1 protein-coding gene and 1 pseudogene are annotated in these 1,246 nt (G+C 77.8%); both read right to left on the bottom strand.

Annotated elements, in window-relative coordinates:
• Positions 1–112 precede the first annotated feature (112 nt).
• A complete protein-coding gene (locus tag JHAT_RS33425) occupies positions 113–958 on the bottom strand; it encodes a sugar phosphate isomerase/epimerase (protein ID WP_077802015.1) in 846 nt (281 codons plus the stop codon).
• Positions 955–1,246 (bottom strand): annotated as a pseudogene (locus JHAT_RS33430) (prenyltransferase); the annotation flags it as partial. The pseudogene JHAT_RS33430 and the gene JHAT_RS33425, both read right to left, overlap by 4 nt.

Raw genomic sequence — 1,246 nt, forward strand, 5'->3', positions numbered from 1 at the left:
GGGTCCCCGGCGGCGGCCGCGGCGCAGGACCGGGCGAGCCAGTCGCGCGCGTCCCGTGCGGAGCCGGGCGCGGGCGGGGGGACGGCGGGGTCCGTCTCGGCGTGGACGGCGGTCATGCGGTGCCTCCGTTTCGCAGGAAGTGCAGGGAGTGCGCGGCGAGTTCGGGTCCGGCGTGCGAGTGGCGGGGCAGTTCCACCACGGTCAGCCCCCGGTAGCCGGTGGCGGCCAGCGCGTCCAGGACGGGCGGGAAGTCGATCTCGCCCTCGCCGAACGGCAGGTGCTCGTGGACGCCGCGGCGCATGTCCTCGATCTGCACGTGGCGCAGCCAGGGCGCGGCCTCGCGCACGCACTCGGCGGGCGGCAGGGGCTCCAGGCACTGGCAGTGGCCGATGTCGAGGGTCAGGCCGAGCGGGGGCGGGTCGCCCAGGTCGGCCCGCAGCCGGTGGAAGCCGGCCAGGTCGCCCAGCAGGTGGCCGGGTTCGGGTTCGATCGCGAGCGGGATCCCGGTGTCCTCCGCGACGTCGAGGACCGGTTCGAGGGTGTTCGCCAGCCGCTTCCAGGCGGTGTCCGGGTCGGTCCCGGCCGGCGTCACGCCGCTGAAGCAGTGCACGGCGTGCGCGCCGAGGTCGGCGGCGACCCGCAGGGCGCGGACCAGCAGCCGGACGCGCATCCCGCGGGCGTCCTCGTCCTCGTCCAGCAGGGTGGGCGCGTGCTTGCGGCGCGGGTCGAGGACGTAGCGGCCGCCGGTCTCCACCGTCACCTGCAGTCCGAGCCGGTCCAGGCGCCGCGCGAGGCGGGCGGTGCGCGCGGCCAGGTCCGCCGCCAGCGGGTCGAGGTGCATGTGGTCGAGGGTCAGCCCGACACCGTCGTAGCCGAGGTCGGCGAGCAGGGCGAGCGCGTCGTCCAGGCGCAGGTCGGTCAGCCCGTTGGTGCCGTAGCCCAGGTTCAGCCGGCTCATGTGGTGCTCACCTTCCGCGCCAGCCGGGCCGCGACCGGGGCCAGCGCCGCGGTCAGCAGCCCGGACACGGGCGCCCCGGCCCGGGCCGCGAGCGCCGCCTGCAGACAGACGGTGGCCCTGATCCCGGCGCCGACCGCCCGCTGGACGAGCACGGGCGAGGGGTTGAGGGTGGCGTGCGCCAGCGGCGGGGCGGCCGTGGCGAGGTAGCCGAGCGCCAGGGCGGTGCGCACGGCGTGCCGGTCCGCGGCCGGCCGGTGCGCGGCGGGCAGCAGGCCCGCGGTCACGGCC

This window comes from Streptomyces sp. JHA26 (assembly GCF_002005565.1).
Classification (GTDB): Bacteria; Actinomycetota; Actinomycetes; order Streptomycetales; family Streptomycetaceae; genus Streptomyces.

What these genes read in the sequence shown, in the direction of transcription:
- JHAT_RS33425 (WP_077802015.1), bottom strand. Translation starts at nt 958, where the DNA reads ATGAGCCGGCTGAACCTGGGCTACGGCACCAACGGGCTGACCGACCTG.